The following is a 24,768-nucleotide window of genomic DNA, read 5'->3' on the forward strand; positions in this document are numbered from 1 at the left end:
GACATCATGTCCGCCACACGCCCGAACAATTTTGCAGCTCGTTTGATCCTCTCATTGGCTCTCTTGATGCCGATGGCCGTTTCTCACGCATTCGCGCAGGATGCCGACACGTCCGCCGAGGCCATCCAAAACGATCCGGCCACTCCCACCGCGGGAAATCCGAAAGGCGATCTGACGATCGTGACCTTCTTCGATTACAACTGCCCGTTCTGCAAGAAAGCCGAGCCGGCGTTGGAGCAGGTTGTGGAGGAAGATGGCCATATTCGCCTTGTTTATAAGGACTGGCCGATCCTTACCAAAGCATCCGTTTATGGCGCGCAGCTCGCGCTGGCCGCCAAATATCAAGGCAAATACGCCGCCGTCCACGCCGCGCTGATGTCGATTCCCGGTCCGAAGATTCCCGAAGATCAGATGCTTGCGGCGATTCGCAAATCCGGCGTCGACATGGACAAGCTTGACGCTGATCTCAAAGCGCATGGCGATGAGATCACCGCGTTGCTTCGGCGTAACCTCGCCCAGGCCGATTCGTTGGGATTGCAGGGAACGCCAGCTTATCTTGTCGGTCACTACAGGGTGACGTCTGCCCTGACCTATGACGGTTTCAAGCGTGCGGTGGCGGACGCTCGTGCCCAGGCAAAAAAATAAATGTCACGACTTGTGACGAACTCGCTCGCCCGCATCCGATGGGCCGGCAACGCCGCAATGGTTTTTGCCGGAATAGCATTATTGGCTGGATGTACCACAACGTCGTCTACGCCGGCGCCGGTGGCGTTTTCACCGCGGGCAAATCCGGCTGCTGCCCAGGCTTACGCCGCAACCACCAATGAACCGTACAAAGTGGATGCCATCGACGTCGCTGACATCGATCCCAAATACCTTCGGCAGGTGGTCGATTTTCCGACCCGTGAGCAGGTCGGAACAATCGTCGTCGATCCGCACGAGCGCTTTGTTTACCTGGTGCGAGAACATGGAAAAGCGTTGCGCTACGGTGTCGGCGTCGGGAAAGCGGGTCTCGAATTCACGGGGACTGCGACGATCGAATACAAGAAGAAGTGGCCGCACTGGACACCGACCAGCGACATGATCAAACGCGAACCTGCCCGCTACAAACCCTGGCAGAAAGGCATGGATGGGGGTGCCCGAAATCCGTTAGGCGCGCGCGCATTGTATCTTTTCAAGAATGGCAAGGATACGCTGTTTCGCATTCACGGCACGACCGAGCCTTGGAGCATCGGAAAAGCAGTTTCTTCCGGCTGCATTCGAATGGTCAATCAGGATATTATTGATCTTTACAGCCGGGTGCCTGACGGTTCGAAGGTCGTGGTTCGGTGATGCGCCTCGGCCTTGGCGCCGGTTCGTTAGCAGGCATGGAAGCCCAGATGATCGTGGATGAAAGTCAAAGTCCAAATTCTGTGCCGTGGCCGCCTCTCATTTTGGCGATAGCCATGGTTGCGAGTCTCGGACTTGGTCTATTGTCCCTTTACCTGTCCGGAGCGATCTCTGGATACGGATTACAGGGTTCGTCGTTGCGTCCGTTGGCATCGCACTCGATCTATGCGCCATTTTGACAATGAGACGGCGTCAAACCAACATTCTTCCTCATCGCGCCGCAGGCCGGCTTGTGACCACGGGGCCGTTCAGTTTCACCCGCAATCCTATTTACGTCGGTAACGCGACTTTGATGGCGGGTGTCGGGGTCGCTTTCGGGAATCTCTGGTTTGTTCTTTTGGGCGTTGTTTCTGCGCTCGCCGTGGATCGACTGGCCATTCGCCGTGAAGAGCGTCATCTCGCGGCGCGTTTTGGTCAGGAGTGGATCGACTATGCATCTCGGGTCCCGAGATGGCTCATCTGAACGCCGTGTGGGGCTACTGGAGAATTAGAATGACCATGATTGGACGACGAACCGCGATGCAAGCGTTGGGGCTGGGAACTATTGCCGGTGCCATGAGCCTCTCTGCAATAGATCAAGCGTCGGCGAAGGAGGCTGACGGGTCCGTTCTCGTTCCATCGGACGGGCATCATCTAAAAAAGTTATCGGATCAACTCGACAAGCTGACGAGGCGAAGGGATTTCAAGACCGTTCCCATGATTCTGACGGAGACCGATCAGTGGGATGCCGAGGCCCTTAACGCCGTTATTTCGTACAAGGCGCCGTACAAGCAGGTCTGGGACAACACGGAGATTGGCAGCCCCTGGCTCAACCTGATGCGCAATTCGATCAATGCGCAGGTGTGGTCCTTCAAGCATCCCGACTTCCTGGCGGTGTCGGCGACCCATGGAACGGCGCATTTAGCATTGTTTGACGACGCGACCTGGGAAAAATATCAACTGACGAAGCTTGCGGGACAGAAGTTCAAATCAAACACCCTGATCAAGGAATCGTCTGCTGCCAAAGCGGATGCGAAGAATTTTGAGGACGCCAACGGCGTATTCTCACCGGCTGACAATTCAATTCCGATATTGATGAGACGGGGCGTCGTGTTTCTGTCCTGCCACAATGCAATATGGGAGGAGGCAGCCGCACTCCTCAAGGCCGAGAGTAACCCCGACAAGCTGAATCACGAGCAACTCGCGGCGGAGCTAACGAATCATCTTCTACCCGGGGTGGTGCTCACGCCGGGCGCCGTTGGGACGCTACCCGAGTTGCAACGAGCCGGCTTCCACTACGCCAAATAAGGAGCGACCATGATTTTAAAAGCAATCGTTGCAAGCTTGGTTGCACTGGGCGCAGCAACACCAGTCATTTCGTTGGCCAGCGAGGGTTGGAGAGGGCAGGCCGAAACTCCGCACTACAAGGGAGATGTTTTCCCTCCGTGGCAAAAGGGCGAGAATAACGATGCCGTTAACCGGGGTTTCGAGTTCACCATTCCGGAGGTTAACAGTCTGGCGGATTTTCACGGCGACATAACGGATCCCAAGCTGGTTCTGTATGTTGGCGGCAATTACTTTTTCGCGATGGCGCCACTTGTGAAGGCGTTTGAGGAGAAGCATCAGGAATACAAAGGCAAGATCTACTGGGAGACGATTCCACCGGGCTTACTCGTCAAGCAAATGAAGGCCGGCGGAACGATCACTTCGGGTAATATGACGTGGACCGCCAAGCCGGATGCCTATTTTGCCGGCCTTGTGAAGGTCAAGCAGTTAATCGATGACGGATTATTGGTCCCGCCTGCGGTGCCTTACGTGACCAACACGTTGACGATCATGGTGCCGAAAGACAACCCCGCTCAGGTGAAGAGTCTGGCTGATCTCGGGCAGCCCAAGGTCCGGCTGGCAATGCCCAATCCGGAGTTCGAGGGGATTGCCCGCCAGATCAAAGCGTCGTTGCAAAAGGCGGGTGGAGAAAAGCTGGTCAAATCCGTGTACGAGGACAAGGTGAAGGACGGCAGTACCGTGCTGACCCATATCCATCACCGGCAGACGCCGCTATTTCTGATCCAAGGCGTAGCTGACGCGGGCGTGACCTGGCAATCCGAGGCCGTTTTTCAGGAGCAAGTCGGCCACCCGATCTCACACGTCGAAATTCCGGCGGAGCAGAACACAACGGCCATTTATGCTGGGGCGGAAGTTCACGGCGCGGCGCATCCTGACGCTGCCAAAGCATGGCTAGAGTTTATCAAATCGCCTGCAGCTCTCACCATTTTCGAGCGGTACGGATTCAAACGCTATGAAGCAGCGGGCAAATGAGATCAACCAGGAGCGCGACTGTGAAGCAGCATAAAATATAGGAAGATCATCATCGCCGCCGCGGCGATCGTGCCCCACAGAAACACATAGCGAACATTGTGACCGACGACAGCCCCTCTCGCCTCAACATCCGTTCGCTCAATGGGAGTCGTTTCGCGATCTGCCATACCATCTCCGACCTCCCGCTATTCTCACCCTCTCATATCGGAACTAGTTCCGACTGATCTCGTTTGAAATAACGTCTGACAAGAGCTCCCAGCCCAATCGTTTAACGTTTTTCAAAATGAAAGCTTTCCATGGACGCCCGGAATCTGACGATCATCCAGGTCAACGACACCCATGGCTACCTGGAGGCTCACCCCGAACTGATGTGGCATGGCGATACCGCCGCATATCCCATCATGGGAGGTTACGCGCGTATCGCGTCTATCTTAAAGGGCGCTCGGGCAGAGGGCCATGGATCGGTTCTTGCCTTGGACAACGGCGATACGTTCCACGGGACGTATCCTGTAGTGAGCAGCAAAGGTGCTGCACTCGTCCCGCTGGTCAATGCGTTGGGGTTCGATGCCATGACTGCGCATTGGGAGTTTGCATGGGGACCGCGCCATTGGCGCGCATTGTCTGCCCAGCTGAATCACCCGATGCTTGCGATCAATTGCTACGATGTAGAAACCGGCGAATTGTACTTTCCGGCATCGATTGTAATCGAACGAGGTGGCCTTCGCGTCGGCATAATCGGCATCGCCGCGACCATCATTGACAAGAGTATGCCGCCCTACTTCAGCGAGGGAGTGCGCTTTACGTCAGGGTGCGAAGAATTGCCCGCCGAAATCAGTCGCTTGCGCAACGACGAGGGCGCAGAACTGATTGTTGTCCTTTCCCACCTTGGCCTCCCGCAGGATATCCGCGTTGCTCATGTGGTGAAAGACATTGACGTGATCGTGAGCGGTCATACCCACAACCGTCTCGAACAGCCGGCCCGCATCGGAAATACGCTTATCATCCAGTCTGGGTGCCATGGATCATTCGTTGGTCGACTTGATCTGACTGTCGCGGATGGAAAAATTGCTGGTTGGCGACATCGCCTGATCCCTGTCGATCAGTCGATCGCAGACGATGCTGAGATGAGCGCGCGTATCGAAGGTGTGATGAAGCCGCATCGAGAGATGTTGAATGAGGTCGTCGGGCAGACGGCCGTTGGCTTGCATCGGGACACTAATCTATATGCGCCGATGGACGATCTTCTACTCGCCGCGATAGCAACCGCTGGCGATACGGATATCGCCTTTTCGAACGGGTGGCGATACGGCGCACCGATACCGCCTGGCCTCATTACGATGAATGATTTGTGGAACATCATCCCCACCAATCCACCGGTGTCGACGGTCGATCTGACGGGTACCGAGATTCAGGAAATGATGGAGAAAAACCTTGAGCGAACGTTTTCAGCGGATCCCTTCGGACAGATGGGAGGATACCTCAAGCGATTTCGGGGGCTGACCATTTACGGCAAGCTGGAAAATCCGCCAGGTCAGCGGATCGAGCATATCTTCAGGCGAGGCGCGCCTGTCCTCGCTGGCGAGACCTATAGAGCGGCGTTCGTAACGGCGCAGGGCGTACCAAAGCAGTTCGGGCGCAATCGCAGGGACCTTCCCGTTCGGGCAATCCAGGCTCTCGTCGCTTACCTAAAAGAAAGCAAGGCCGGCACAAAAGAGGGAATCGGGCGTTTTATAGCTGCGTAAGGATGCCGTCTGCAAAGTTGATTCCAGATTATTTCAGTGCATGATCGCCTGCATGAGCAGGGCAAAACAACAACGGCCCGATACTACGGAGGAAGTAGCTTGCTTGGCACACCCTGGGTTGAGATGCATTTCCCGCATGCGTTGGACGGGCGCCAGGTTGCCGAAAAAGCGATCGTGCTGCCGGTGGTGATTGTCTGCATCACACTGCTCTTCCTGGCGCTACTGTACTCTGGTCCGGCGCGGGCATTCGACGGCAAGAATATCGCCGCGAATGGCAATGGCCGCGATGCGCCTGCGTGCTCCGCTTGCCATGGCGAGCAAGGAGAAGGCCGGCCCGACGCCGCATATCCGAGGTTAGCGGGTCTGGACAGCCAGTATCTTGTTCAACAACTCAATGCATTTGCGGAAGGGAAGCGCGACAATGAAACGATGCATCCGATCGCAAAGGCGCTTACGCCGGACGAACGTCAGGCCGTCGCGAATTTTTATGCCGGACTCACAACGGCGGTGGTAGCGGAGCCGAAAAAGGCTGACGACAAGGCAATTGCGATTGGCGCTGCTTTAGCGAGCCGCGGCGACTGGTCGAAGGGACTGCCGGGGTGCGGCCAATGTCACGGCGCTATGGGACAGGGTGTCGGCAAGACATTCCCGAAACTGGCGGGTCAATCGTCCGAATATATAACGAGCCAATTGAAGGCGTGGAAAGACGGAACGCGAACGAGCGATCCTTTGCATCTTATGACAGGGATCGCCAGCAAGTTGGATGATAAGCAGGTTGCCGCCGTCGCAGCCTACTATGCAACTTTGCCGGCTGCTAAACCGTCAACAACGCCGCAAGGATCGAAGCTATGAGCGGGCATAAGCCAGATAAAGCCGCGTGGGCCGCAGGCATACTGTTCGTGGGGCTGGCGGGGTTCATCGGCTATACGCTGCCCAGAAACAGCGATACGCCCAAGAAAACTGAACCTGCGGTGGTGCAGGCAGCCAAGCCCGTCGCAAGCAGCGTCGCACAAAAACACGAAAGTCAAAAAGTGGTGTTCAAGCCGCCAGGCGAAGATGAAATTCCAAAAAATGAATTCGGCGACATGGTTCGGCTGGGCGAAAAGATTTTTCACGATACGCAAAGCAACGCAAAAGAATTCGTCGGCAACTCATTGCAGTGCTCAAACTGTCATCTTGATGCGGGGCGCCTAGCCAATGCCGCCCCACTCTGGGCGGCCTACGTGGCGTTTCCGACCTATCGTGCGAAGAATGGACATGTGAACACGTTCCAGGAGCGCATGCAGGGCTGCTTCATGTACAGCATGAACGGAAAGGCTCCCGCCTTGAATGACAAGGTCTTGGTCGCATTGGAAAGCTACGCGTATTATCTTGCCAAGGGGGCACCAATCGGTGCGGAATTGCCTGGAAGAGGTTATCCTAAATTGGCTAAACCCGCGAAGCTCGATTACGCACACGGGCAGCAGGTCTATGCGGAAAAATGTGCGCTCTGCCACGGCGCCGATGGTCAAGGGCAGAACGCGACGGACGGTTCGGTTGTTTTTCCGCCGCTGTGGGGCGCCAAGTCTTTCAACTGGGGCGCCGGCATGAGTTCAATCACCAACGCCGCTGGATTCGTCAAAGCGAATATGCCGTTCAGTCAGGGTAATACCCTCACCGATGAAGAGGCATGGGACGTCGCGTCTTACATCGATAGTCAGGAACGTCCTCAAGACCCCCGCTTCAAAGGTTCGGTCGCTGAGACTCGGAAGCAACATCACGATTCGCCGATGGATATGTACGGACAAACCGTCAACGGCATTGTTCTCGGGCAGAATTCGGTGCCTTCCGGACCCGCTAAGAATTGATCTGTATGGCGGCTATTATGCGCGAGGCTGCCAATTCGGTATCCAAGCCCGTTTCCGCGCCTCCTAGGCACGTAAGGAGGCAATGAATGCCTTCTCCGCCTGACTCGCATATCGCTCTTTATGCCGTAACCAGAAAAACGACCGCCGCGGTAAATCAATCTCAACGCGGTGAAGCGTCCCGGCGGTAACCGAAGCTCTCACAACCAGGTCTGAAATTGCGGTGGCGCAGTCGCCGGCTTCAACCGCGGCGCGTACGGCTTCATTGGACGGAAGTTCTAGCGCGAGTCGAAGATCGGATAGCTTGATTTTGAATTTCCGAAGCGCTGTTTCGAACATCGATCTCGTGCCGGAGCCGGACTCTCGCAATACCCAATCGGCTGCCAAAAGGTCTTTCGGTGCAATTTTTGTTCGACCAACCCATGGATGTTTCGTTCCAACGACCACGATGAGCGAATCTCCATCCATTTTGCTGATAGTAAGGGAGGCATCGTCGACTTCACCTTCCACAAACCCAAGATCTGCGTAACCCTGATGGACGGCACGTGCGACCTGCTCTGTATTTGCAATCGTCATGTTGAGATTAATACCAGGATAAGACATGTGAAAAGTCTGGATGCGCGGCGGTAGCCAATAGTTTGCAACAGTCTGGCTGGCTGCGATGGCCAACGCGCCACGTTTGAGCCCGGCTAGGTCATTCAGTACCTGCGCTGCTGTTTTGGCTCGCGCCACGACAGCGCGGGCTTCGTCGAGGAAGTCGCGCCCGGTCTGCGTTAACACGATGCCTCGGCCGATACGGTCGAACAACTTGATACCATAACGCGATTCGAGCGCCGCGATCGCGGCGCTCGTTGCTGATTGGGTCAGGTTCAATTCGCTCGCTGCCTGTGTGACATGTTGCTTTTCCGCAACCGCGATGAAGATACGAAGCTGTTCCAGCGTCATGAACCGTTACCCAATCATTTTGATCAGCGCCAGACTGAAGCCTGCGATGAAAAGGAAGGCGAGGGCGCCCAGTATGGCAGGCCGAAAGCCCTTGGCCGTCAGCTTGCGAATGTCAGTCTCCAGCCCCATCGCCGCCAGCGCAACGGAGAGCAGGAACGTCGTCACTGCTACAACCCAGACTTTTGCTTCGGCCGGAACGGTGATCAGGCTATTGACGCCGACCAGCGCCACGAAGCCGAGCACGAACCACGGCATCGGCGGCCGGGCCGATGACGCGCTCGCGGCCGGATCGTTCTTCTTGGCGGCGCGAGCCGCCATCAATCCCAGCGCGATCACCATGGGAGCGAGCAGCATGACACGCGACAGTTTTGCGATTGTTGCGAACTCGCCGGCCTTTTGTCCATCCTGGAAAGCTGCCGCGACGACTTGCGCAATTTCGTGAATCGATGCGCCGGTCCATAATCCGAACGCGTGCGGATCGAGATGTAACAGCCCCGGCAATAGCGGATAGGCAAACATCGCCACCGACCCGAAGACTGTCACACAGGCGACCGCGTAGGCAACGTCTTCATCATGAGCGTTGGTCACCGTGTTGGTCGCGATGACAGCCGAAGCGCCGCAGATGGATGTTCCGGCTGCGATCAATTGCGCGAGTTTGCGGTCGACGCCCAGCAGTTTGCCTGTCCATACGGTAAAAGCAAAAGTGGCCAGCAACGTCGCCGCGATGATGCCGATGCCGCGTCCACCGACCTCGATCACCTGTGTGATCGTTAATTGGAGCCCGAGCAAAATGATCGCGATGCGCAGCAGCCGTCGCAGGCTGAACGTTACTCCCGGCTTGGCGATCGCCGGCGTGCCGGCGAGGTTATGGAAGGCGATGCCGATCAGGATGGCGAGGATCATTGGGCTGAACGTCGCCATTCCCGGCAGCTGCCGGAGCGCATAAGCCGATGCCGCCACCGCCGACGTCAGGAGCAAGCCCGGCAGGACAGCCAAGGTTGCAGCGCCCAGCCCACGTTCCGGTCCTGAAGGCACGGGTCCGGCGGTATCGTTGTCGAGCGAGACGGTGACGTCGGCGCGTGAAACGATTGGCGAAGCTAGGGTGTTCATGAGTTGGCTCCATTGGCTTACCAACCCAATATCGGCATCTTTAATCAATCAATCCAACAGATTATAAGTGTCAAATCAATCGATTTTTACGATTTATTGTTTAGCGGTTTTGACTTTTCGATCTGATGATGGACCGCGTCCACGATCGGCAACAATCTCTCGCGGCTGGCCGCAGCCGAGAGCGCAAATCCAAGCCCACGATCGATCCAGTAGAACGCCGAAATGTTACCCTCGCGAACGAAGCGATAGGCGGTCTCGCCACTTTCGCCATTTCGGAGGTAGAGCGTCAGGCGAGTTCCGTGATCATCGTCATACATCAACATAGCGGCGACGCCGTTGGTTGCTGCAGGCAGCACACGACCGCCCATCAAGCGGAAACCAAATCCGGTCAGGTCTGGCGTCTTGATGGGCTGACCCAGCCGGTTGGACAGCCATTGAACCAGATGATCCTGTTCGGTCGCCTTCACCTCGACCGGATGGGCAGCATCAACAACGAAGGTTCGATAGGCAGAGATGGCGTCACTGACCATCACGCCTTGAACACCGCTGCTGGCCGGCCATTCGGTCTTTGCGATCCAGCCGGTGGCGCCCCCTGCGACAAGCAAGAGCACGGATGCAGCCATCAAGTTGAGTTGGCGAAGACGACCCTGCCGTCTGATGGCGCGAATGTTCGAGATGCGATGACGGGCCGGAATAGGTTCGGCGGCTTTCGACGCCAATTGATCGCGCAAGGTCTCGCGCTGCGTCCGCCATGCGGATATCTGGGCGGCAACGTCCGGGTTTGACTTCAGATACGCTTCGACCTTCTCAAGGCGATCCTGCGGCAGACGCCGGTCGACGTAGGCGTGCAGATCGTCCTCGCCGATTGGGCTCTCGTGGTTGGTCATTTTACCCTCCGCAACACGGCGGTGCGGCCGGTTTCCATATATTCCCGCAGCTTCTCACGGCCACGGCTGAGGCGTGACATGACCGTGCCCACGGGCAGGCCGAGTACACGCGCGGCCTCATCGTAAGATAAATCCTCCACACCCACGAGCAGGATCACCGACTTTTGGTCCTCCGGCAACGTTTCCAGACCGGCGAGAATGTCGCGAACCGCCGTACTGCTATCGGGCGCGCCGTCCGACGTTGGCGGCTCGGTCACATCCTCCCAGGCAAAATGAATCCCGCGGCGGCGCTTTTGACGATAGGTGTTGATGAACTGGTTACGCAGGATGGTGAGAAGCCATGCCTTCAGGTCGCCATCGTGATGCCGCAGATGCCATCGGCCAATCGCACGTTCGAGACAGTCCTGAACGAGATCGTCAGCGGCATCGTGCTGCCGCACCAGCGCGAACGCATACCGGCGCAGTGCGGGAATGTGCTGTTCCAGAAAAACCGCGGTTTCGTCCAAGACAAAGCCTCTCGCCCGTCTTCTCCAGCCGGGATGAGGCGTTCATCCCAGCCAGAGTTATGAAGCTTAAAAAGTTGCGTTCGGATCGACCTGCCAGATTTCGTCGCCCAGCTTGCCGTCACGATAGACCATCACATAGCGAACCTTGACGGTATTCTTGCCGGCGAACGCCACATTCGCAGTAACCGTGGACCCCTTCGGGTTTGCAGATTCGGCAATCGCCGCGACCGTGGCTTTTTGATCGCCCTGGGCCTTGGTGAATTTGCCCCAGACTTCCTTGAGCTTGTCGGCGCCGGTGTATTGGCCGTCCAGCGGACCGCCAACCCAATGCAAGGTTGCCCCATCGGCATAGGATGACGTAACGGCGGCAACGTCGCCCTTGGCAATGGCGTCGATACGGGCCTTGGCCATATCCTCGGCCGGGCCAGCAAAAGCAGCACCCGTCAGCAGCGTAAGTGCGACGGTCGAAAGCAGGAAAGTCTTCACGGCGATCTCCTTGTGAATGGTGTCAGCCTGCAGAAGACGCTGGTTCGACGACTTTATTCCGATGCCCACCTTGTTTTCTGTCACGCTATCGTGACGCGCATTCTCGGATACCACGGAATTTTCTCGTCTGCAGGGCGTCCCCGCATGACCTGTAAGCGAGGAGCACATGTCAAAATACATCATGACCACGGCACTTGGTGCCGCTCTCATCGTCGGCACCGCTGTCTTTGCTCATGATGGGCAGATGCATCATTTGCCGACGAGTTCCACCACCGACAATTCGTTCGACGCCCAGATGGGTCGCGCCATGGAGCTCATGAATCGCGACATGATGGTTGCGCCTTCGGGCGATCCTGATCGTGACTTCGCGGCGATGATGATTCCGCATCATCAGGGTGCTGTCGATATGGCGCGCATCCAGTTGCAATTCGGGAAGGATCCGGTGCTGCGGCGTCTGGCACAGGGCATCATCGTCGAGCAATTGCAGGAGATAGACGTCATGAAACGCGCGTTGACGCAGCTCCCGGCCCACTTATCGCAGCCAACCGAACCGGCAACATTCAATCTCAACCACAAGGATTTTTGACATGAAAGCCCAACTATCGATTTGTGTGCTGCTTGCGACGACACTGTCGGCGACGGCTGGCCAAGCGCCCGGCGCAGCGGAAAAGCCTGACATTGCCATTAATTCGCGTGATCGCTTTTACACATCGGACCAATTCTCGAACACCGTCTCGGTGATTGATCCCATGAGCAATAAGCTGCTCGGTGTCATCAAGCTCGGCGATCCAGCGCCCGGCAATCTCAGTCCGCTTTATAAAGGCCAGTTGCTGGTTCACGGCATGGGGTTTTCGCCCGACCACAAAACCCTCGCAGTAATTTCGATTGGCTCCAATTCCGTCAGTTTCATCGACACCGCGACCAATACTGTGAAACACGTCACCTATGTTGGACGCTCGCCGCACGAGGCGTTCTTCACGCCCGATGCCAAGGAAATCTGGGTCGCGGTGCGCGGCGAAAACTACATCGCTGTACTCGATGGCAAAACCTACAAGGAAACGCGCCGGATTGAAGTTCCGAACGGTCCCGGCATGACGATTTTCTCGCCCGACGGCAAATACGGCTACATCTGTTCGAGCTTCAGTCCGGAGACGGTCGTTGTCGCCACCGACAGCCACAAAATTGTTGGCCGCGTCAAACAGGAAAGCCCATTCTGTCCGGATATCGCAGCAACCCCGGATGGCAAGCAGGTCTGGCTCACGTTGAAGGACGTCGGCAAAACCATGGTTTTCAATGCAAAGCCGCCATTCGATGTCATCAAAACGATCGATACCGGTCCGATCACCAACCATGTCAATATTGTCCGTAACCGCAACGGCCAATTCGCCTATGTGACTGTCGGCGGACTCAATTCGGTCAAGGTATTTCGGACCGATACGTTCGAGCAAGTAGCCATGATAGAAACCGGCGCGCTTCCGCACGGCATCTGGCCGTCCGGTGACGGCACGCGGGTCTATGTCGGACTCGAAAACGCCGACGCGGCGGCAGCGATCGACACGATCGAGAACAAGCTGATCGCGACTATCCCGCTCGGACAAGCGCCACAGGGCGTTGCCTATGTACCCAACGCGGTGCCATCAGGCGACGGCATTGCCAATTTACAGCCCCTCGCGGCAGCATCCGAATCCGCGCAGCTTAAGCTCGCTGCACCCGGCGGAAAAACTGCGACGCAAGTAACGTTGTTCAATCAGGGGCTGGTGCAAGTCGTACAAGCTGCGGTGACCGGGCTTGAACCGAAGAAGGCATACACGTTGGCGTTATCAAGCAGCGCTAATGGCGAAGGCCCGCTTCAGCCTTTGGCCGCATTCATGACCAATCCAGCCGGCGCCGCCATCGTCAACACAGTGGGACCCATTCGCCAATTGATCGAGGCAAAGCAGGATGACGCTCGGCGTTACCTGGTAATTGCGGCAGGATCGGCGAGCGACCTCAGCGCTGCTGTACAAGTTCAAATGCCTTGAAATCTTCGGCGCTCTTTCATTCCATGGTCGTGCTGCTAGAAACGCGGCACGACCATGACAGGTCGGACTCATTGATCGTAGCTGTCGATTGGAAGCACACGAACAATGAATTGGATCAATGGATTGGCTCTGCTTACGTTCATTATAACGAACGGTGGAAGGCGACATGCCCCATCGAAGCTGTGAACGATAAGGAGCCAGATGATGGCACAAGTAGCGTTACAAGCACCCAAAGGTGCGTTTCAAGCGAATTCCCTTCCAGTCGCGCGGCGATCAACGTCGGTTGCCAGGATCCCGCTAACCCAGCCGCTTCTGAAGCAATCGACCGCTGTTCATCCAGCTGCAATCTGGATTTCAATCGGAGCTTTTGCCTGGTTCGTGATAGCAGCCTGGATTGGCTTTGCTGGAGACCGCGAAGCCGCTGTCTCGATCGTCATGGTTGGATTCATCAATGTGATGCTCATCGGCCTGCTGGCAGGAGGCGGATGGTATTCTCGCAACATGACGCCGGAACGATCTATGACGCGGTCGTTTGGCGCCTTTGTCAGAGGTCCGGTTGATACGGCAACCGGCAGGATCACCGGCCGTGAAGCTCTGCTGCAGATCGCTGCGTTGCCCGTGATTCTTTCGATGGGTGGAACCATTATCGTGATGCTCGCTGTGTGGTGCGGAGTCGGCGGATAGAGAAGCGTCTGTCGAGCGATCGTAGTTACGCCCACAGGCATGCAATGTCAGCCAAGCGAAGTCCGTGGATTCCTTATCATGCTGGAATGAAACGAAGGCCGCCTGTAAAGGCGGCCTCCTTCTTGAGTTACGGACACAATGGGCAAGCAGCGGCCACTGTACCGCCAAAGACAGCGAGAGCGAAAACTGCTGTCATCAACCGAACGATCATTTTTTTCTCCTTGTCGAGCCACTAGGTTTTGACTCGATGTTATCCTAGAACCTGTAGCAACTACAGATACAAGGGGATTTTGAGGAATGAGCAAAAAGTCTGCTGGACCGATGTTGATCGGTGGTCTCGCCGGAGAAACTGGCACCAACATTGAAACGATCCGCTACTACGAGCGCGAAGGGCTTATCGCTGTCCCACCCCGCACAAGAGGGGGCATCGAGCTTATGAACAGCAGCACGTACAGCGGCTTTCATTCGTCCGGCGCAGCCGCGAGCTTGGCTTTTCTCTGAACGATATACGGAAATTGCTGCAGTTGGCGGACAGCGGCACGATGTGTACGACCGCTGCAAAAGAATTGACCGCGCGTCATCTGGACGATGTACGCGGGAAAATTGGGAGTCTCAAAAAGCTGGAAAAAGCGCTGGCGGCGTTGGCGAAAGCCTGCGCGCCGGGCGAGTCCGTTCCTTGTCCAATTTTGGAAGCGCTGTCGTCGCCCGCATCGTAAGCTTGTGGGCCGGCGATTCAAAGCAATGTCCGGAAAGAAGCGGAATCAATTTGTTATTGCGTGCTCTGGTCGCTGGCCTCGGCAAGGAATTTCTCGAGTCTCTTGGCGGCTTCCTCCGGAACGGCGAGACCATGGCGAGGAGAGATCACCTTTGCGCCGTACTCGCTGGAATTATACGTCAGCCAGACCTTGTCCTGATCGTCTTGCCAGACCAACGCCTTCATCGGCAGGTCAATGGCGAGCGTGGCGCTCTTGGTCATCGGAGGCGTTCCAGCTTTTGGATTGCCGAAAACGATGACGGTTCGCGGACGCATTTCCAATCCGGCTTCCTTTGCCGCGGCGGCGTGGTCGATGCGACTGAAGATAACCCATCCTCCCGCAGCCTTCGCCTTGATGGCGGCTTCAAACTTCTCGATAGTGTCTTTGACGGAGTATTTGCTTGGCTTTGTGATCAAACCATCGTCTGCGAAGGCGAACGTAGACGATATTGCTATCAGGCCTGCTGCGATAACCATGCTTTTCGATATCACGTCGAACCCTCCTTGCGTTGGCACTCTCGGATCCACTGATCCGCTTGCCGGAGTGCAATGTATCAGCCTCCGCACAACACCGCTCTGGCGAATGACGGATAGCGTTTAGGCCAGGATGAAAACATCGTGATTAAACGTCAGGTAACATTGGAGATTTCTGCTTGGCAGAAGGATGAAGGCGACACGCCGGCCATTTGGCAAGGTGGCGAAAGTTCATTAGGCTGGCCGGCATGCGCAAGTCGAGACGCACCGTGGAAGCCGCTCTTGAGCTGAATTGGAGCCGTTTGTTCGGCTATGCATTGAGTTTGACCGGCGATACCGACAACGCACGCGATTTGATTCAGCAGAGCGCGCTTAATGCTCTCGCAAGCAAAAATGCTCCGGATGACCCTGAAGCCGCTCGCGCCTGGCTTTTCAAAATTGTCAGAAATGCCTCGATAGACCAATACCGGCGTAAGAAGGTCCGCGCCGATGACGCGTTCGCTGACGAATTCCAAAACGGAGGATGGGGATATGACGATCGGGTGATTGCGGAGATCACCATTAGGCAAGGGCTGGGTAAGATCGATCCGGCCTACCGTGAAATTATTGAACTGGTCGATATCTGGGGTTTCCAGTATGCCGATGTTTCTACGGTGCTCGATATCCCTGTCGGGACTGTCATGAGCCGTTTGAGTCGCGCGCGGTTAGCATTACTGGAAATCGTTGCAGAAGATAACTTGAGGCCGATGCGGTCGTTGCGAAGCCAGCAGAAATGACGACAGATGATATCGAGATGAGCTGGGACTTGCTGAACGCTTATGTGGACGGCGAACTCGACCGTTTCATGTCGGCAAAGGTGGCTGCGGCCGTTGCACAAGACGCAACGCTAGCGGCGCGGGTCGCAACGTTGTCGAAATTGAAAGCGGGCGTGCACCAGCTTGAATTTTCCGCAGGTCAACTGCCTCCGCTTCCAATCGGATTGCAGGGCCGCCGGTTTGCGGCGTGGCGCATCTACGCCGCCGCTGCGAGCCTTGTCGCGGTCTTGGCTGCCGGTCTGTTGATCCATTCTCACCCTGCTCCGAAAGCGGCTCAAGCCTGGCTGGACGGCGCGTTGGCCGCGCAACAGCAATGGCTTGCATCCGCTTCGCGGAATAATCCCGACGATCGAACCATCGTGACAATTGACGCTGCCGCAGCGGCCCGTCCGCTGGACCTTTCCGATGCCCAACTCAAGCTGGTTTACGTCGCACAGATGCCCTCATCAATCGGCGGCGAGACAGCGTTCCTGGGCTATCGCGGCCCGCATGGCTGCATGGTCGGCTTCTGGATCGGTACTCCGCCAGCAGGCCTTGAGTCGGCGCCGAAGTCGCTCGATGCGGGAGATTTTCGCGTGCGTGCGTGGCGCGATCGGGTGGCGGGCTACGCTTTGATAGCCAAGGGAATGGACCCCACCCGTATTGATCGTCTTGCCGAAGCTGTCGCACGGCTTGTCGACCCCGGCCAGATCGTCGATGACGGCATTCGTACCGCATTGCGGAATGTAACACGGACCGGAACCGCCTGTCGGGTCTAGGCAAAAAACTTTGGAATAAATTGGGCCAGTGATGCGTTTCATCTCCTTGGCGGGAATATGTCCCCTGGGAGAGACTAATGATGAACCGAAGGACCGCCCTCAAGGGCGGAGCGGCTTTGCTGGCCGGAAGCGGCATGATCGGTGGATCGTCGCTCGCAAGCTTCGCAGCCGAAACTGTGACGCTGCCGTTCGAGAATGGCGAGCGGCCGCTCGTCAAATATCCTCAGAAGCGCACGATGATCGGCCTCACCAGCCGGCCGCCCCAGCTTGAAACACCGTTTTCCGTGTTCAATGAAAATATCATCACGCCGAACGACGCGTTCTTCGTGCGGTACCACCTGGCCGATGTGCCGCTGGATATCGATCCCGACAAATTTTCCGTCGATATCAAGGGCAAGATCGACAAGCCAATGAAGCTGTCGCTTGCCGACATCAAAAAAATGCCGGCGATGGAATTGATTGCGGTCAATCAATGCTCCGGCAACAGCCGCGGGTTTTTCAACCCGCGCGTCGCCGGTGGTCAGCTTGGTAATGGGGCCATGGGCAATGCGCGCTGGAAAGGCGTACCGCTCAAGACGGTGCTCGACAAGGCCGGTGTCCAGTCAGGCGCCAAGCAAGTCGTGTTCGGCGGCATGGATGGGCCTGTGAGCGACAAGACCCCGGACTTTGCCAAGGCGCTCGAGATTGACCATGCCCGCGACGGCGAGGTGATGCTGGCCTATGCCATGAACGGCCAGGATTTGCCTGTACTAAATGGATTTCCGCTGCGGCTGATCGTGCCGGGATACTACGGCACCTATTGGGTCAAGCACCTCAACGAAATTAACGTCGTCGATAACGTGTTCGACGGCTTCTGGATGAAGACCGCTTATCGCATCCCCGATACCGACTGCGGTTGTGTCGAGCCTGGCACGGCGCCGAAGGCGACGATCCCCATCAACAAGTTCACGGTGCGATCGTTCATCACGAATGTCGCCGATGGAGCCAAGGTAAAAGCTGGCGCGGAAACGCCGCTGAAGGGTATCGCGTTCGACGGCGGCACGGGCATCAAGATGGTGGAAGTCTCGATCGACGGAGGCAAGACATGGACAACGGGAACGCTGGACAAGGACCTTGGCAAATACTCATTCCGCGAATGGCGGTTGCCGGTGAAATTGGCCGCAGGAGCGCATGAGTTAAAGGTTCGTGCAACCAGCAACGACGGCAAGACGCAACCGATGGAAGCGCTCTGGAATCCAGCGGGCTATCTGCGCAACGTGGTCGAGACCGTCCGCGTCACGGCGGCTTGAGGATGATGACCATGAAGCGATTAGCACTCACGTTCGCAGGCGTCGTTGCACTCGCCGTTGCCGGTTCCGGTCTTGCTGTGGTCAGCGCCAAGCCCGTATCTTACAAGCTTCCCGATGAGACTGCGGCGTTTAAGCCTGGTCCCAACCTAGAAGTTGTCCAGAACAACTGCACGGCCTGCCACTCCGCTGACTACGTTAAGACCCAACCGCAGGGTCCAAAGTTCAAGAAGGATTTTTGGCAGGCGGAGGTGACAAAAATGATAAAGGTCTACGGCGCGCCGATTGAAGATGCCGACGTTGGCAAAATCGTGGACTATCTCGCCGCGACTTATTGATGAGCGGCGCAGTTGCCGCGGCGTGCCGATCGGCAACGGAACGCAGGAGGCGGCGTCAGTCGGGCTCGCGATGGCGGCGGCGCCTGGCGGCCGTCGCCACAATTCTAGCGCTGGCAGTTCCGCTCAAAGCCTTCGCCGCGTGTTCCGCACCTGTCGCTGTTCAGGTTCTCGGCTCGGGCGGCCCGGACTCAAACGACGCCCGGGCGAGTTCAGGGTATCTGTTGTGGGTGGATGGCGAAGCGCGGCTTCTGGTCGATGCTGGGGGAGGCGTTTTCCTGCGTTTCGGCGAGGCCAAAGCAAAGTTCGAGTCGCTCGATGCCATCGCCATCACGCATCTGCATGCCGATCACGTCTCCGACCTTCCGGCACTGCTCAAGAGCGGCTTTTTCGGTGAGCGGCAGCGCCCGTTACCGATCGTCGGCCCCAGCGGCGGCAGTGCATTTCCCGGCATGAAGGAATTTATGCGCGCGCTGTTCGATCCAAAACGAGGGGCGTTCCGATATCTGTCGGGTTATCTCGACGGGAGCGGAGGGATGGTTCGCGCTGATATCATCGAAATGAATGCCGCCGCGGCGACGCCAAAAGCTGCCTTTGGAAACGACCGGTTCAAATTGACGGCCATCGGCGTCAAACATGGCCCGGTCCCCGCACTTGGTTATTTGGTCGAGGTCCGCGGTCGCCGCATTGCCTTCGCCGGTGACCAGAATGGCGACAATTCCGCTTTCGCCGCCATGATCAAGGGTGCAGACATCCTCGTAATGGATCACGCTGTGCCAGAAATGGCGGACCCGGTTTCGCGTCAGTTGCATGCGAGGCCGAGTGAAATCGGATTACTCGCCGCCAAGAGCGGCGTGGCTCAACTCGTATTGTCGCACAACATGGCGCGCAGCCTTGGCCCGCTACAGGAAAATCTTGCCATCATACGACAACATTACGATGGACCTACCAAAGTCGCCGAAGATTTGATGTGCTTCGATTGAGCTAAGCGACATTGACAGTAGACGCACGAAGCGATGCAGAACGGCGATATTCCTGACACCAGGAACGGGTCGATTAAAGAATCTAAAGATCACTTCGAGAAATTTTGAAACTCAATACGCGAGCAAGGCGCCTACAACCGCGCCCAGCATATTGAGCGCGTCACGCGTGCCATCAGCCTCTCCCTTTTCGAAGTCATCGTCAGTCTGTCCCATAGTATTAGTGACATGGGCCAAACATAGCAGCCGAACACCCGCAATCCGGGCGAAAGTGTAAAGCGCTGCGGCCTCCATCTCGACGGCAAGGATCCCCTTCTCGCGTGCAGCTTCAATAGCTTCAGCGGTTTCGCGAAACGGGGCGTCCGTCGTCCAGCTTGAGCCAACGACCGCCTGCAGCGTTGTTTCGAGTATCGCATCGGCCGCCACTTTCACCATCTGCGGATCGGCCTCTGCAAATTCAGAAGGGGTCGCATAGTGATAGCTCGTTCCCTCATCGCGGAGCGCTCGATCAATAATGACAAAATACGGCGGAGTTTTTGATGGCAGGATCTGGCCCGCCGACGTTAGGCTCACTAGCAAACGGCAACCACTTGCGAACAATTCTTCTGCCACGAGCACCGCGAATGGGGCTCCCACAACGCGGCCAATAATTCCTACCTGCTGCCCCGCAAGCAGGAATGTGTCGAGCTCGGTATGGTAACAGGGCCAACCTGCAAATGGCTTGGCTCGCCCCGTCTCGCGTAGGACACGCACGAGGTCTCCATCGGGGTCCAGTAGACATACCGAGGGCACCTGAACCGCTGCTATATTCTTTTGGCGTCTTGCCTCGCGCAGCAGCGTCGAAGGTACGAATACTGACGGCGACGAGGCGTGCTTATTGTCGAGTATCGGGGGCGTAACCATTTTGGGTCAACCTTACATCACCGGTGATGAATGGGAGTTTTCATGAGCGACGAGAATCGTCAAGCGCATTGGGATGAAGTCTATACCAGCAAGGGTGAGAATGCGGGTAGCTGGTTTCAGGAGAACCCGGCTCTATCGCTCGAACTGATTAAGCTCGCTGGAGTAACTTCGGCCTCAGCCATCGTGGATATCGGAGGAGGTGCGTCACGTGTTGTTGATGGTCTGATTGCCAACGGGTTCGAGCGTGTAACAGTGCTCGAATGGGTGACGGTGGATGTGACAAAATGGGAGCCGTCAGAAAATTACGATATTTGGCACGATCGCGCAGCGTTTCATTTTCTCACGGAGGCTGCCGATCGCATCGCCTACACGCGCCGACTCAAAACGGCACTCAGATCAGGCGGCCACATTATCATTGGAACGTTTGCTCTAGACGGCCCGGAGCGATGCAGTGGTTTACCAGTCATTCGTTATGATGCGGCAGGTCTGTCAGAAGAGATTGGACCGGAATTTGAATTAATCGCCACCCAGCCGCATGAACATATCACGCCGCGCGGTGCAACGCAGCGATTCCAATTCAGCACTTTCCGAAGAACATAACCGTACTCAATGACATTGCAATTGATCCGAGCGTGATGTTTGTGCGCCTGCACTGAATATCGAAGCAAGCGAAAACCTCTATGTCGTCTCGTCTCGCGGCTCTGCGCTGATGCAGGCCATATACAATGACTATCCGTCAGAGACGTGTCTCCCATAAACGCCGCGCGTTGGCGACGACACAAATTGATCGCCAGCTCTAGGGCACACTCAAGAGCTGGCGGAAATCCGCAGAGCTGCGCTGCCATCGGTTCGACAGTGCTGTACCGTAAGCGTCGGGAATGCGCTGAGCGCAAAAAGTTTTAAGATGTTGATAAGAGCAAGAAATGCTACGCAAAGATTAAAGCTGTGAAAGGTCCGATGGACGTTCTAAATGGGCTCGATTCAATCGACCTCATGGTTTGTAAGATGAGACTGTCAAGGGCGTCAGGATAAAGCGACGTCCGAGCGAATGAACCACGTCCTGTTCGCGCACAAGTCTTGGACCGAAGATTGGCACCATTCTATTGTAATGGAAAAGCCATCGAGTGGGCGCGGCGGTTTCCCTAAGTAGCGTGGCCTTTTGCCCCGGGATGTGAGTGAATTGGCGATGCGCGTTCTGCTCTTGGAAGACGACGCGATGATCGGCGAGGGCCTTTCCCGGACGCTTGCGGAGGAAGGCATGTCGGTAGATTGGGTGCGCGCCGGCGGAGAGGCGGAAGCCGCGCTCGCCGATGGCGGACATGCGATTGTGCTGCTCGACCTCGGGCTGCCTGGCGTTGAAGGTCTCGATCTTTTGAAGGCGGCGCGGAGCCGGGGGTTCGATACACCTGTGCTGATCATCACGGCGCGCGAAGGGCTTGATTCTCGGGTGGCCGGGCTCGATCTCGGCGCGGACGACTATCTCGTCAAACCGTTCGAGACACGGGAGTTGCTCGCCAGAATGCGCGCGGTCCTTCGCCGTCGGGCGGGCAGCGCGACATCCTATCTGGTGACGGGCACGATTGAGCTCAACACCGAGACCCATGAGTTGTCGCATGCCGACATCGTGCAGGTATTGCCTGCCCGCGAGTACGCTTTGATGCACGCCTTGATGGAGCGCCCGGGTCGTATTCTTTCCCGCGCGCAGGTGGAGGAGCGTATTTACGGCTGGGGAGAAGAGGTGGAAAGCAACGCGGTCGATGCCCTGATCTACTCGATACGGCGCAAGTTTGGGAAGGACATCATCTTCAATGTGAGGGGGGCGGGCTGGATGGTACAAAAATCATGACGACGGTATCGCTCCGGCGAGCAACCCTTGTCTCGATGACCGTTCTTCTGACCTTGGTCGGCGCCGCCGCGATGTTGCTCGCCTACAAGCTTGCGCGTGACGAAGCCGCTGATTTTCTTGACGGGCAGCTACGCCAGGTTGCACTCAACGCCGGTTTGGGTCTTCCCGATGCTGACGCGCCGCCGGCCAGCGATCAGGATCCGGAAGATCAGATTGCGGTAACGATCTGGAAGGGTGGCGTCGTTGTCCATACCACGCTTCGCGGTCTCAATATCGCGCGGCCGAGGAAACCTGGCTTTGAAAATGTCGTCATCGCCGGCGAACCTTGGCGGGTTTATTCAACGGACAACGACACCTGGACCGTGCTGGTCGCGCAGCGCGACAAGGTTCGTCAGGAGTTTGCCCGAAGCGCCGCCGTGGGGGCCGCGGCGCCGATCCTGATCGTCATACCGCTGTCCTGGCTCGTCGTCGGCTGGGCGCTGAACCGGATGCTTGGACGGTTGGACACCTTGGCGCGAGATATCGCCAATCGAAGTGCGGTAGCGGCCGCAGCCATTCCCCTCACCGGAATTCCGGTCGAAGTGGCGCCTCTGGTCGAAAGCATGAACGGCCTGATCGAGCGCCTGCGCGCCGCCGTCGAAGCGCAGAAGCGGTTTCTCTCCGACGCGGCGCATGAACTCCGCACCCCGCTCGCCGCGATGCAAATCCAGGTAGATAACCTCAAGATCAACAGTTCCGGTTCGGTCGGAGCGGAATTCGAGGCTGGCAAGGCGGCACTTGCGCAGGGCGTAAGGCGCGCGAGCGCCCTCGTCGGTCAACTGCTGCGACTGGCTCGCCTCGATGAACCCGTAGCACCCCTCAGCGAAACGGTTGAGGTGGGTCCGCTGCTGCTCGACTGCGTCGGCGATCATGTGGTGCTGGCCGAACACAAGGGCATCGATCTCGGGGCCCGGATGGAGACGTCCGCGACGCTGCATGGTTCGGTCGAGGAATTGCGCGTTCTATTCGCAAACCTGATCGATAACGCCGTGCGGTACACGCCCTCCGGCGGGCAGGTGGACGTTTCCCTGACTCTGCGCGACGGGCGAAGCGTTGTCGAGGTTCTGGATACGGGTACCGGTTTGCCGCCCGGCGCCGTTTCCCGCATCTTCGATCGGTTCTATCGCGCGTCGCCGCCGGACGTCGAGGGAACCGGTCTGGGGCTGGCGATCGCGCGGCGAATTGCCGAGCGCAACGGTCTTGTCCTGACCGTCGAGAATCGCCCCGACGGGGCCGCCGGCGTTCTCGCGCGCGTCACATTACCGGCATAGCGCTCTTTTTTCTTCTCGCCCCACCCAGGCTCATTTTGTCCTCAGTCTCCGGGGCCATGGTCATCTCATCGGAGCGGGCCGTCGCCGACGCGTCGCGCATCCGTTCGCAAGCGGGGGCGAATTGGAGAGACACATGATCAGGACTACCCCGTATCGCCTGGGCGCCTTGGGCGCCGCAGGTATCTTGCTGGCGCTCGCGGCGCCAGCGCTGGCCTACACCGGTCAAAAGCTTGCCGGTCAAGCGAAGGTCACCATTACGCAGGCCCGGGAAACCGCCCTCAAGGCCCATCCCGGGAAAGTCACCGACGAAGAGCTTGAGCGCGAATCCGGAGGCAGCGGCCTGCGTTATTCGTTCGACATCAAGAACGGCTCGCGGACGCAGGAAGTCGGCGTCGATGCCGCGAGCGGCAAGGTGCTCGAAAACAAGACAGAAGGTCCTCATCCGGACTGACCCGCAGCATGGTCCCACGAACAAACCCGGTGCGTCCTCGCACGCGCCGGGTGGCCGGCTACATAACGGAAATGCAATCATGACCCCAGCCCAGAAATTCGCATTGAGCAAAGTCCCTGAAGTCACGCTCGGCTTCTGGATCATCAAAATTCTTGCCACAACGCTCGGCGAGACCGGCGGTGACACCGTCACCATGACGCTGAACTGGGGTTATTTGGCGGGAACAGCCTTGTTCGCGGTGCTGCTCATCGCGTTCGTGATCGCACAGATCGTCGCGAAGCGCTTTCACCCGTTTCTCTACTGGGCGACCATCGTGGCCTCGACCACCTTTGGCACCACGATGGCCGACTTCGCCGACCGATCGCTCGGGATCGGTTATACCGGCGGCTCATCGCTGCTGTTTCTCTGCCTCGTGAGCGTCCTCGGGCTTTGGTATTGGTCGGAGGGAACGGTATCGGTCAACACTGTCTCTACGCCGAAGGTCGAGGCGTTTTACTGGGGAGCGATCACGTTCTCGCAAACCCTCGGCACTGCGCTCGGCGACTGGCTGGCCGACACCGGCGGCCTTGGTTATGAAGGGGGCGCTCTCGTCTTTGCGGCCGGGCTGGCCGTCGTTGTCGCACTCTATTATCGCACAAACGTGTCGCGGGTGCTGCTGTTCTGGGCGGCCTTCATTCTGACCCGTCCGCTCGGCGCGACGGTCGGCGACTTCCTCGATAAACCGGTCGCTGCCGGGGGTCTCAGTCTCAGCAGACCGCTCGCATCGGCGGTGATCGCAGCCTTCATCCTTGCGTGCCTGATCCTGTTGCCGCAGCGCGCGGGCAAGCATCCGGCATGACGCTACTGCGTCGGCAAGCGATGGCGATCCTCATGAGCGTTCGCAAATTTTCAAGCGTGGCGCGTCGAGCGATGCAGGATCCGTAGCCGTCGGAGAGCGGCTCCCA

General features: G+C 57.5%; 28 protein-coding genes and 1 pseudogene. 22 read left to right on the top strand and 7 right to left on the bottom strand.

Annotated elements, in window-relative coordinates; all coding sequences use genetic code 11:
• Window positions 1-6: 6 nt before the first annotated feature.
• From F8237_RS35415 to F8237_RS35450, 8 genes are all read left to right on the top strand, one after another.
• Window positions 7-645: a DsbA family protein gene (locus F8237_RS35415; protein WP_100554956.1), complete on the top strand. Its 639-nt coding sequence runs from the start codon at window positions 7-9 to the stop codon at window positions 643-645.
• Complete coding sequence (locus tag F8237_RS35420; RefSeq protein WP_371412395.1) at window positions 646-1,332, top strand: L,D-transpeptidase; 687 nt, start codon at window positions 646-648, stop codon at window positions 1,330-1,332.
• 85 nt (window positions 1,333-1,417) lie between these two features.
• Window positions 1,418-1,852: a methyltransferase family protein gene (locus F8237_RS35425; RefSeq protein ID WP_244626179.1), complete on the top strand. Its 435-nt coding sequence runs from the start codon at window positions 1,418-1,420 to the stop codon at window positions 1,850-1,852.
• 29 nt (window positions 1,853-1,881) lie between these two features.
• Window positions 1,882-2,676, top strand: a complete 795-nt coding sequence (gene tetH / locus F8237_RS35430) for a thiosulfate dehydrogenase (RefSeq protein ID WP_100554977.1) — start codon at window positions 1,882-1,884, stop codon at window positions 2,674-2,676.
• A 9-nt stretch (window positions 2,677-2,685) separates the two neighbouring features.
• A complete protein-coding gene (locus F8237_RS35435) occupies window positions 2,686-3,687 on the top strand; it encodes a substrate-binding domain-containing protein (RefSeq protein ID WP_100554954.1) in 1,002 nt (333 codons plus the stop codon).
• 296 nt (window positions 3,688-3,983) lie between these two features.
• Window positions 3,984-5,429 (top strand): bifunctional metallophosphatase/5'-nucleotidase, encoded by a 1,446-nt coding sequence (locus tag F8237_RS35440; RefSeq protein WP_100554953.1) that lies wholly within the window; start codon window positions 3,984-3,986, stop codon window positions 5,427-5,429.
• 99 nt (window positions 5,430-5,528) lie between these two features.
• The gene (locus tag F8237_RS35445) at window positions 5,529-6,281 is read left to right on the top strand and encodes a c-type cytochrome (protein WP_244626180.1); all 753 of its coding nucleotides are present in this window, start codon (window positions 5,529-5,531) and stop codon (window positions 6,279-6,281) included.
• Window positions 6,278-7,276, top strand: coding sequence for a c-type cytochrome (locus tag F8237_RS35450; RefSeq protein ID WP_100554951.1), 999 nt, complete (start codon window positions 6,278-6,280; stop codon window positions 7,274-7,276). The genes F8237_RS35445 and F8237_RS35450 overlap by 4 nt, the downstream gene beginning before the upstream one ends.
• A 63-nt stretch (window positions 7,277-7,339) precedes the next feature.
• Here F8237_RS35450 and F8237_RS35455 read toward each other — a convergent pair whose 3' ends face one another.
• The 5 genes from F8237_RS35455 to F8237_RS35475 all read right to left on the bottom strand — a co-directional run bounded on the left by F8237_RS35455 (window position 7,340) and on the right by F8237_RS35475 (window position 11,207).
• The gene (locus F8237_RS35455) at window positions 7,340-8,218 is read right to left on the bottom strand and encodes a LysR family transcriptional regulator (protein ID WP_100554950.1); all 879 of its coding nucleotides are present in this window, start codon (window positions 8,216-8,218) and stop codon (window positions 7,340-7,342) included.
• Between the two features lie 6 nt (window positions 8,219-8,224).
• A complete protein-coding gene (locus tag F8237_RS35460; protein WP_100554949.1) occupies window positions 8,225-9,328 on the bottom strand; it encodes a YeiH family protein in 1,104 nt (367 codons plus the stop codon).
• Between the two features lie 86 nt (window positions 9,329-9,414).
• Window positions 9,415-10,215: an anti-sigma factor family protein gene (locus F8237_RS35465; protein WP_100554948.1), complete on the bottom strand. Its 801-nt coding sequence runs from the start codon at window positions 10,213-10,215 to the stop codon at window positions 9,415-9,417.
• Complete coding sequence (locus F8237_RS35470) at window positions 10,212-10,721, bottom strand: RNA polymerase sigma factor (RefSeq protein WP_100554947.1); 510 nt, start codon at window positions 10,719-10,721, stop codon at window positions 10,212-10,214. Before F8237_RS35470 ends, F8237_RS35465 begins: the two co-directional genes overlap by 4 nt.
• 66 nt (window positions 10,722-10,787) lie before the next feature.
• Window positions 10,788-11,207: a nuclear transport factor 2 family protein gene (locus F8237_RS35475; RefSeq protein ID WP_244626195.1), complete on the bottom strand. Its 420-nt coding sequence runs from the start codon at window positions 11,205-11,207 to the stop codon at window positions 10,788-10,790.
• 166 nt (window positions 11,208-11,373) lie between these two features.
• Here F8237_RS35475 and copM point away from each other — a divergent pair, with 166 nt between their 5' ends.
• From copM to F8237_RS37525, 4 genes and pseudogenes are all read left to right on the top strand, one after another.
• On the top strand, window positions 11,374-11,793 hold the full coding sequence (gene copM / locus F8237_RS35480; RefSeq protein WP_371412394.1) for a CopM family metallochaperone: 420 nt from the start codon (window positions 11,374-11,376) through the stop codon (window positions 11,791-11,793).
• A 1-nt stretch (window position 11,794) separates the two neighbouring features.
• Complete coding sequence (locus tag F8237_RS35485; protein ID WP_100554946.1) at window positions 11,795-13,228, top strand: YncE family protein; 1,434 nt, start codon at window positions 11,795-11,797, stop codon at window positions 13,226-13,228.
• Window positions 13,229-13,429: 201 nt separating this feature from the next.
• Window positions 13,430-13,912, top strand: coding sequence for a hypothetical protein (locus F8237_RS35490; protein WP_151650825.1), 483 nt, complete (start codon window positions 13,430-13,432; stop codon window positions 13,910-13,912).
• Window positions 13,913-14,281: 369 nt separating this feature from the next.
• Window positions 14,282-14,628, top strand: a pseudogene (locus F8237_RS37525) (MerR family DNA-binding protein).
• Window positions 14,629-14,681: 53 nt separating this feature from the next.
• Here the strand turns inward: F8237_RS37525 and F8237_RS35500 are convergent.
• Window positions 14,682-15,158 carry a DUF302 domain-containing protein gene (locus tag F8237_RS35500; protein ID WP_244626181.1) on the bottom strand — a complete coding sequence of 159 codons (477 nt, stop codon included), beginning with the start codon at window positions 15,156-15,158 and terminating at the stop codon, window positions 14,682-14,684.
• A 230-nt stretch (window positions 15,159-15,388) separates the two neighbouring features.
• Here F8237_RS35500 and F8237_RS35505 point away from each other — a divergent pair, with 230 nt between their 5' ends.
• The 5 genes from F8237_RS35505 (at window position 15,389) to F8237_RS35525 (ending at window position 19,317) form a co-directional block, all read left to right on the top strand.
• Window positions 15,389-15,916: an RNA polymerase sigma factor gene (locus F8237_RS35505; protein WP_100554942.1), complete on the top strand. Its 528-nt coding sequence runs from the start codon at window positions 15,389-15,391 to the stop codon at window positions 15,914-15,916.
• Window positions 15,913-16,713 (top strand): anti-sigma factor family protein, encoded by an 801-nt coding sequence (locus tag F8237_RS35510; protein WP_151650826.1) that lies wholly within the window; start codon window positions 15,913-15,915, stop codon window positions 16,711-16,713. The genes F8237_RS35505 and F8237_RS35510 overlap by 4 nt, the downstream gene beginning before the upstream one ends.
• Window positions 16,714-16,790: 77 nt before the next feature.
• Window positions 16,791-18,002, top strand: a complete 1,212-nt coding sequence (gene sorA, locus F8237_RS35515) for a SorA family sulfite dehydrogenase catalytic subunit (protein ID WP_100554940.1) — start codon at window positions 16,791-16,793, stop codon at window positions 18,000-18,002.
• A gap of 11 nt (window positions 18,003-18,013) precedes the next feature.
• On the top strand, window positions 18,014-18,337 hold the full coding sequence (gene sorB / locus F8237_RS35520; RefSeq protein WP_100554974.1) for a SorB family sulfite dehydrogenase c-type cytochrome subunit: 324 nt from the start codon (window positions 18,014-18,016) through the stop codon (window positions 18,335-18,337).
• Window positions 18,337-19,317 carry an MBL fold metallo-hydrolase gene (locus F8237_RS35525; RefSeq protein WP_100554939.1) on the top strand — a complete coding sequence of 327 codons (981 nt, stop codon included), beginning with the start codon at window positions 18,337-18,339 and terminating at the stop codon, window positions 19,315-19,317. Before sorB ends, F8237_RS35525 begins: the two co-directional genes overlap by 1 nt.
• 111 nt (window positions 19,318-19,428) lie before the next feature.
• Here F8237_RS35525 and F8237_RS35530 read toward each other — a convergent pair whose 3' ends face one another.
• Window positions 19,429-20,067: a nucleoside phosphorylase gene (locus tag F8237_RS35530; protein WP_310473110.1), complete on the bottom strand. Its 639-nt coding sequence runs from the start codon at window positions 20,065-20,067 to the stop codon at window positions 19,429-19,431.
• Between the two features lie 192 nt (window positions 20,068-20,259).
• Between F8237_RS35530 and F8237_RS35535 the strand changes: the two genes are divergently transcribed.
• The 5 genes from F8237_RS35535 to F8237_RS35555 all read left to right on the top strand — a co-directional run bounded on the left by F8237_RS35535 (window position 20,260) and on the right by F8237_RS35555 (window position 24,662).
• Window positions 20,260-20,817: a class I SAM-dependent methyltransferase gene (locus F8237_RS35535; protein WP_100554973.1), complete on the top strand. Its 558-nt coding sequence runs from the start codon at window positions 20,260-20,262 to the stop codon at window positions 20,815-20,817.
• 586 nt (window positions 20,818-21,403) lie between these two features.
• Window positions 21,404-22,063 carry a response regulator gene (locus F8237_RS35540; RefSeq protein WP_100554937.1) on the top strand — a complete coding sequence of 220 codons (660 nt, stop codon included), beginning with the start codon at window positions 21,404-21,406 and terminating at the stop codon, window positions 22,061-22,063.
• Window positions 22,060-23,373 carry an ATP-binding protein gene (locus F8237_RS35545; RefSeq protein ID WP_100554936.1) on the top strand — a complete coding sequence of 438 codons (1,314 nt, stop codon included), beginning with the start codon at window positions 22,060-22,062 and terminating at the stop codon, window positions 23,371-23,373. Before F8237_RS35540 ends, F8237_RS35545 begins: the two co-directional genes overlap by 4 nt.
• Window positions 23,374-23,506: 133 nt before the next feature.
• Window positions 23,507-23,824 (top strand): PepSY domain-containing protein, encoded by a 318-nt coding sequence (locus tag F8237_RS35550; protein WP_100554935.1) that lies wholly within the window; start codon window positions 23,507-23,509, stop codon window positions 23,822-23,824.
• A 79-nt stretch (window positions 23,825-23,903) separates the two neighbouring features.
• On the top strand, window positions 23,904-24,662 hold the full coding sequence (locus tag F8237_RS35555; protein WP_042002414.1) for a COG4705 family protein: 759 nt from the start codon (window positions 23,904-23,906) through the stop codon (window positions 24,660-24,662).
• Window positions 24,663-24,768: the final 106 nt, after the last annotated feature.

The sequence above is a fragment of the Bradyrhizobium betae genome (assembly GCF_008932115.1).
Taxonomy (GTDB): domain Bacteria; phylum Pseudomonadota; class Alphaproteobacteria; order Rhizobiales; family Xanthobacteraceae; genus Bradyrhizobium; species Bradyrhizobium betae.

Bases quoted from the DNA above. Each gene is read 5' to 3' on its own strand.
- F8237_RS35415 (WP_100554956.1), top strand. From the start codon at position 7: ATGTCCGCCACACGCCCGAACAATTTTGCAGCTCGTTTGATCCTCTCA.
- F8237_RS35420 (WP_371412395.1), top strand. From the start codon at position 646: ATGTCACGACTTGTGACGAACTCGCTCGCCCGCATCCGATGGGCCGGC.
- tetH (WP_100554977.1), top strand. From the start codon at position 1,882: ATGACCATGATTGGACGACGAACCGCGATGCAAGCGTTGGGGCTGGGA.
- F8237_RS35435 (WP_100554954.1), top strand. From the start codon at position 2,686: ATGATTTTAAAAGCAATCGTTGCAAGCTTGGTTGCACTGGGCGCAGCA.
- F8237_RS35440 (WP_100554953.1), top strand. From the start codon at position 3,984: ATGGACGCCCGGAATCTGACGATCATCCAGGTCAACGACACCCATGGC.
- F8237_RS35450 (WP_100554951.1), top strand. From the start codon at position 6,278: ATGAGCGGGCATAAGCCAGATAAAGCCGCGTGGGCCGCAGGCATACTG.
- F8237_RS35455 (WP_100554950.1), bottom strand. From the start codon at position 8,218: ATGACGCTGGAACAGCTTCGTATCTTCATCGCGGTTGCGGAAAAGCAA.
- F8237_RS35460 (WP_100554949.1), bottom strand. From the start codon at position 9,328: ATGAACACCCTAGCTTCGCCAATCGTTTCACGCGCCGACGTCACCGTC.
- F8237_RS35465 (WP_100554948.1), bottom strand. From the start codon at position 10,215: ATGACCAACCACGAGAGCCCAATCGGCGAGGACGATCTGCACGCCTAC.
- copM (WP_371412394.1), top strand. From the start codon at position 11,374: ATGTCAAAATACATCATGACCACGGCACTTGGTGCCGCTCTCATCGTC.
- F8237_RS35485 (WP_100554946.1), top strand. From the start codon at position 11,795: ATGAAAGCCCAACTATCGATTTGTGTGCTGCTTGCGACGACACTGTCG.
- F8237_RS35490 (WP_151650825.1), top strand. From the start codon at position 13,430: ATGATGGCACAAGTAGCGTTACAAGCACCCAAAGGTGCGTTTCAAGCG.
- F8237_RS35505 (WP_100554942.1), top strand. From the start codon at position 15,389: ATGCGCAAGTCGAGACGCACCGTGGAAGCCGCTCTTGAGCTGAATTGG.
- F8237_RS35510 (WP_151650826.1), top strand. From the start codon at position 15,913: ATGACGACAGATGATATCGAGATGAGCTGGGACTTGCTGAACGCTTAT.
- sorA (WP_100554940.1), top strand. From the start codon at position 16,791: ATGATGAACCGAAGGACCGCCCTCAAGGGCGGAGCGGCTTTGCTGGCC.
- sorB (WP_100554974.1), top strand. From the start codon at position 18,014: ATGAAGCGATTAGCACTCACGTTCGCAGGCGTCGTTGCACTCGCCGTT.
- F8237_RS35525 (WP_100554939.1), top strand. From the start codon at position 18,337: ATGAGCGGCGCAGTTGCCGCGGCGTGCCGATCGGCAACGGAACGCAGG.
- F8237_RS35535 (WP_100554973.1), top strand. From the start codon at position 20,260: ATGAGCGACGAGAATCGTCAAGCGCATTGGGATGAAGTCTATACCAGC.
- F8237_RS35540 (WP_100554937.1), top strand. From the start codon at position 21,404: ATGCGCGTTCTGCTCTTGGAAGACGACGCGATGATCGGCGAGGGCCTT.
- F8237_RS35545 (WP_100554936.1), top strand. From the start codon at position 22,060: ATGACGACGGTATCGCTCCGGCGAGCAACCCTTGTCTCGATGACCGTT.
- F8237_RS35550 (WP_100554935.1), top strand. From the start codon at position 23,507: ATGATCAGGACTACCCCGTATCGCCTGGGCGCCTTGGGCGCCGCAGGT.
- F8237_RS35555 (WP_042002414.1), top strand. From the start codon at position 23,904: ATGACCCCAGCCCAGAAATTCGCATTGAGCAAAGTCCCTGAAGTCACG.